This window comes from Flavobacterium sp. (assembly GCF_043756175.1).
Lineage (GTDB): Bacteria > Bacteroidota > Bacteroidia > Flavobacteriales > Flavobacteriaceae > Flavobacterium.
Window position 1 is genome coordinate 1 of sequence record NZ_JAYURN010000038.1, and the last position, 5,870, is coordinate 5,870.

The window sequence follows — 5,870 nt, forward strand, 5'->3', positions numbered from 1 at the left end:
TATCATTATCTGTATCTTCCTGAAGCAACAGTGCTTGGAATACCTTGTCTATGTTAAGTAATAATTTCATTTTTTTTTGAAGTAAGTTTTTTTAATATAAAGAAAGAAACGAGCAATAACGACATTGGGATTAAAGTGTAATAGAATGCCTTTTCAGGACCTTCATTTTTGAATAAATATCCAATAATTCTAGAGCCGAGAGTACCGCCAAGTGCCGAGAAAACGACAATTAATCCCGTCATCGAGCTGTGCATTTTTTTAGGCAGCGCACTTAAAACTACCGAATTTAACAGAGGATAAATTGGGGCGATAAAAAGTCCTACCAATGGGAATGCGAAACCAATTAACGGAATATCGCTTAGCGAATTAATTTCTTTCACATCTAAACCAACTGTTTTTGGCAGTACAAAAACCACAATTAGCATGGCAATTACAATACAGGAACTAAGTACCCAAATCCAATTTACTTTTTTAGTTATTACACCCGCCAAGAGTCTTCCAACTGCTAATGAAATTGCCAAAATACTCGCCATCATAATACTGATATTCTCTGGAAGATGTAATACTTTACTATTAAAAGTAGGCAACCAGGACATTATTCCTTGTTCAATCATCACAAACAAGAAAGCACTTATTACAAAAACAATTGTTAATAGTTTTGCAAATAATTTAAACATTTGTTTGAAATCATCCGCTAAGTCAACTCCTGGTATTTCAGTTTTATTTTCAAATTTAGCAAAAAATAAAAATCCAAAAGACACTAATGAAATTGCTGCTAATAACCAATATACATTCAACCAGGCATCCGGATCTGCTTCAGAATTAAAAGCGGGAAATAAAAAATAAGCTACGGCAATCCCTATCATAAAAACGCCTTCAATACTACTCATCAAGCTATTATGTTCCTGCTGATTATCCGTAACGGTTCCAATAAGAGAATAAACTGACACTTTTATTAATGCAAAAGAAACACCCACCGTAGCAAAAAGCAATTTTGCGGTGCCGAACGAATTTCCAAAATACATACTCACACAGGCTACAGAAACTAATGCCAATCCAATAAGCATAGCTCTTTTATATCCGATTCTTGGCAAAAAAGAAGCAATTAAAAAAGAAACTATTGCTATAGGCAAATCCTTAAAAGCCTCTAGAATACTCGCCTGTAATTCATCTACGCCATAATTTTTTTGTGCTTTTAATATTACTATCCCAACACTATTTAGCAGTATAGCAAACACAAAATAATTCAAATACATTGCAATTTTTATAGTACTTTTTCTCATTTAATATATATTTGGTTTTGGTTTAACAAAAATTATGATTCGATATTCAAATAGTCTTTAAAATTTATTCCTTCCGGCAACCTTCCCACGTTTTGAAGTTTTAGCACCGCTAATTTTTGAGCTATTGTAATGGATTCTTCCAGATTTTTATTTTCTAATTGTGCATATAAAAAACCAGTCCAAAAAGCATCCCCAGCACCGGTAGTGTCTTTTATATCTTCTATTGGCAAAGCCTTTTGATGAAACATACCAAAATCAGTATTTGACAATACAACTCCATCTTTTCCTTTTGTCAAACAAATAGTTGAAGCGCCTAATCCGTGAAAATACTCAAAAATGAAGTCTTCCGTTTTAGATTCGGCGAAGAGTCTGTAACAATCGTCCTCACTTAGTTTCACCAGAGGATTGGTAGATAAATATTCTTTTAAAACAACTTTTGCTTCTTCTCGATCAGGCCATATTCTTTCCGAAAAATTAATGTCGATACTCGTAAGCAATCCTAATTTCTTTGCTCTTTTAGCGCTTTCTAAAATAGTTGTTCGAGCCGGATTTTTGCTTAATGCAAAACATGTGGTATGAAAGACTTTGGCACTTTCCAATATTTCATTTGGAATTTGACTTTGTTCAATTTGATAATCTGCCTCTCGATACGGAATAAAATCTGGTGTACCGGAAGATTTTGAAACAAGAATAATGGAGGTGGGAACCCCCTCTAATTTTTTAACCTGAGCGGTAATAACATTATTCTCTTTTAATTTACGAACAATATATTCTCCTAAACCATCCTGACCACAAGTAGCAATTAATGCCGATTTCAAACCTAATCGAGAAGCATTCACAGCTACATTAGTTGGCGATCCGCCAAGGAAACGATGGTAATCTTTTGTTCTATTGATGGACGTATTTACTTCATGTCCTATAAAATCAATCAGTACTTCGCCAGCACATATTATATCTATTATTTTTCCCACTTTACACTAAAAATTTAAAGTTAGTATTTATACTTTGACCCAACATAACCGCTGCTGCTGCACTCCACGCACAAAAAGGAACACCATTTGGCACTTTAGTCTTGCTATTAAAATTCTCATAAAAACTAAAATCCTCCTCAGCATTCATTAGATTTATCGAATCTAAAAGCTGGTTTGCCTCCAATCGTTTTTCTTTGGCTAATAAAGCCAAACCATAAAATCCGTTCACCATCGACCAAGTTCCCCCGTTGTGAAACTCATTAGGGTGATTCCTAAATTCGTATTTACAATTATTTTTAAGCAAGTTCCAGTCCAAATCACTCTCTTTTATTGCAGGCCAAAAAGCGGGTAATAACTGCAAAGGCATTTCATTTTTGAGTTCTATTGAATATTCCAAAATGCTATTTTGAAAATCTTTGGAACCAATATTTAAGAACAGTGCCAACGAATTTCCGAAGGCATCAAATTGCATTTTGTATCCTGCGGGAGAAAAAGAACAAGGCATATATCTTTGAAAATTCACTTCATTGTATGCTCGCTCATGGTATTTCTCACCAACCGAATTTGGCGTAAAATTAATTTCGATTTGCTCCGTGATTTTTTCAATTTTATTGCTAATCGAGTTGTCTTTTGCAAAATAATTGTAACTCTTTAGTGCCCATATTCGAAGCAATTGATCGGATAAAACATAACCATCTGTAATATATTCATCAGCCCAGTTTCCTGAAAGCGGTACATACAACAAATGCTTATTATTAAACTCCCAAGCTTCCAAAAGCTGCAAACACTTTTGAATATTACCTTCGTATTTTTTTACGAAAGTGGAATCATTTGTATAAAATGAATATTGACAAATACCTATAATAAACCAAGTCACCGCATCAACTCTTCCCGCCAAACCTCCATAACTCACTTTAATGACATCCTCATTGGTCATTACATTTGAAGGAATCGTCCCATTATGGTGTTGATTATTGGCTAATGTTTCTAATGTTCTTCGGAAAATTTCAATCAATTCCTCATTTCCTGAAGCCAATGCAGCCAATCCGCAGATTACACCATCCCTAGCCCATACTCTTTTATAATTAGAAACATCTTCAGCACTAGCTAAAAAACCTTCGGTTGAGGAAGCACTCTGTAGCAATTCAATTGCTTTATTGTAATTTAAATCATTCACTTAATTCTACTTTCTTAGTTTTAATAAATAAGGTGCATACTGCGCCAATTATCAACAATACTCCTGCAAAAGTTATTGCTAATCTAGGGTCATTATTCAAAAAATGTTTTAAAATATAACCAAAAGTTATCGTTTGAATAAACATCGGAATTACAATCATCATATTTATAATTCCCATATAAACTCCATAACGTTCCTTTGGAATGTCGTTTACGACCATTAAATAAGGAATTCCCATCATACTGGCCCATCCAATTCCAAAACCAGTTATGGCTGGAAACAATAAATATTTATTTTCTATATGAGGAAAAATTAAAAAGCCAATTGCTGCCAACATCAAACAAGTAAAATGAACAAATTTTGCCGAATATTTTTTTGCGAAATATACTAGAGAAAAAGCGCATAAAAAAGTTACTATATTGTACCAACCATTAACCAATCCTGTCCATCCTACCGCTTCGGAATATAATTTCATGTCTTTTTGAGGTGTTGTATGCCAAACCGAGAGAGCAATACTTTTCGATGAATTTTGCCAATAACAAAACAAAGCGTACCATTGAAAAAGATACACCAAAGCCAGTTGCCACATTACCTTAGGCATATGTTTTACGGCACTAAAAATATCAATAAACGGAGTATAAACATGTAAAGGCTCCTCTTGTATCTTTTGCAACTCTTCCTCTGTAGGCGGAATTTCCTTTGTAGTGTGTGAACTCCACAAAACGGAAGCTATTGAACATACTGCCCCGAGAAAAAAAGAGGCATATACCCAAGTGGGTAATTTTCCAGTTGTACCGATAAAGATCATTGGAAATATAAACAACGATATGTTTGCCAATGTTTGTCCAAAACCGGTGAAGAAGCTCTGAGCCTGAAAACCGACAGGTTGTTGAGATACATCTAATTTGTCTGCGATAAAGGCACGGTAGGGTTCCATTGCGGTATTATTCCCTGCATCTAAAATCCATAATAATCCCGCTGCCATCCAAAGTGAACTGCTAAAAGGAAATAGGAATAATGCAATGCTGCAAACTAATGCACCAATTAGAAAAAAAGGTTTTCTTCTACCTCCAAATTTTGGGGACCACGTTTTATCACTTAATGCTCCAATTATTGGTTGTATCAATAATCCAGTCAATGGCCCTGCAAGATTAAGTAATGGTAACTCGTCTGGACTAGCGCCTAGAAAATCATAAATAGGATTAACGGCACTCTGCTGTAAACCAAAACTATATTGTATACCTAGAAAACCAACATTCATATTGATAATCTGCCAAAAACTTAATTTTATTTTCAATCCCATTCTTTGGTCTGTTAATTTTTTCTAAATTTAATTTTAAAATTCCCAAATGAATAAAGAAATAAAACAAAAACGTTTTCGGAATAACCGAAAACGTTTTCGAAATGTTAAAATAACAACAGAACAAATTACTTATTTTTTAGCATATGGGATAATAATTTTTGTTTCCCACTCTAACTCATTTCCTCCATTAAAAGGATTTGCCAGAAAGTGCTCTAGGGGTCTATTATCTAATTTAATGTCATTTTTCTTTGCATAATCAAGCAATGTAAACCACGCTCTGTCTGATGTTCTGAAATTTCCGTAATAAGTAGCTTTTAAGCCTTTAAGTGCTGGTATCGTTTTGAAATGTACCACCTTACTTTTTACAATTGCAGCGTCTTTTTCAATTGGAAAACAATAATTAAAATTTAGTGTTTCCGTATCTTGATTCCAATTTACAATTTCTACGTAAGGACTGCCAATAATTTTAATCTTGTTTTGTTGCAAATACCCCGTAATAATTTCATCATTACGAATCATCGTCTGTGCTTTTTCTTGCATCACACTTTTTAAATTAATATAAGCTACATAGGTCTCTTCAGACGAACCCTCTCCTTCAATTTTAATTTTAAAATTTTTGATATGATTCTCCAAAGCATCTTTGAAACTCTTAATTTTCTTTATTTGCTCCACTTTGAAACTAGTGCTAAAAAAAGGAGCAGTAAGTCTGTTGTAAATGCTGTTGTTAAAATCCTTTATTGAAACGTTTATAGATGTTACGGAATCATTTATAGATTTCATTTCCCAAGTATATTCCAAACGAGTATTACCTTTATTCATTTCTTGCTTAATAAAATCGAAATTTTTCTTTTCAAGAGTGACGTAGGTTTCTTTTTGGCTTACAGATTGAGCGAAAGACCATTCTTGAACGCCTTGAAAAATTGTACCAGTAGCAGCTTTAACTTTAAATGAAATACAGTAATCACTCTTTTTAAGAAATAAATACCAAACTAAAAACAATGAAAATAGAAGACCCAGTAGTAATGCGATTTTTTTTCTGCTTAACATTTATTTTGTCATTTTTAATTTTCCAACAATAAAACTACCTAAGTTTTCTCCTTGTGTTATACCGTTTACAATCGCTGCTTTATAATGTA

General features: G+C 33.5%; 5 protein-coding genes. All 5 read right to left on the minus strand.

Annotated elements, in window-relative coordinates; translation table 11 throughout:
• Positions 1 to 53 precede the first annotated feature (53 nt).
• Positions 54 to 1,283, minus strand: coding sequence for an MFS transporter (locus ACH2BP_RS02055; protein ID WP_395056530.1), 1,230 nt, complete (start codon positions 1,281 to 1,283; stop codon positions 54 to 56).
• A 32-nt stretch (positions 1,284 to 1,315) separates the two neighbouring features.
• Positions 1,316 to 2,254 (minus strand): carbohydrate kinase family protein, encoded by a 939-nt coding sequence (locus ACH2BP_RS02060; protein ID WP_395056532.1) that lies wholly within the window; start codon positions 2,252 to 2,254, stop codon positions 1,316 to 1,318.
• Position 2,255: 1 nt separating this feature from the next.
• Positions 2,256 to 3,431, minus strand: coding sequence for a glycoside hydrolase 100 family protein (locus ACH2BP_RS02065; protein ID WP_395056534.1), 1,176 nt, complete (start codon positions 3,429 to 3,431; stop codon positions 2,256 to 2,258).
• Positions 3,424 to 4,734 carry an MFS transporter gene (locus tag ACH2BP_RS02070; protein WP_395056536.1) on the minus strand — a complete coding sequence of 437 codons (1,311 nt, stop codon included), beginning with the start codon at positions 4,732 to 4,734 and terminating at the stop codon, positions 3,424 to 3,426. Before ACH2BP_RS02070 ends, ACH2BP_RS02065 begins: the two co-directional genes overlap by 8 nt.
• A 129-nt stretch (positions 4,735 to 4,863) precedes the next feature.
• Positions 4,864 to 5,781 carry a GyrI-like domain-containing protein gene (locus ACH2BP_RS02075; RefSeq protein WP_395056538.1) on the minus strand — a complete coding sequence of 306 codons (918 nt, stop codon included), beginning with the start codon at positions 5,779 to 5,781 and terminating at the stop codon, positions 4,864 to 4,866.
• Positions 5,782 to 5,870 lie beyond the last annotated feature (89 nt).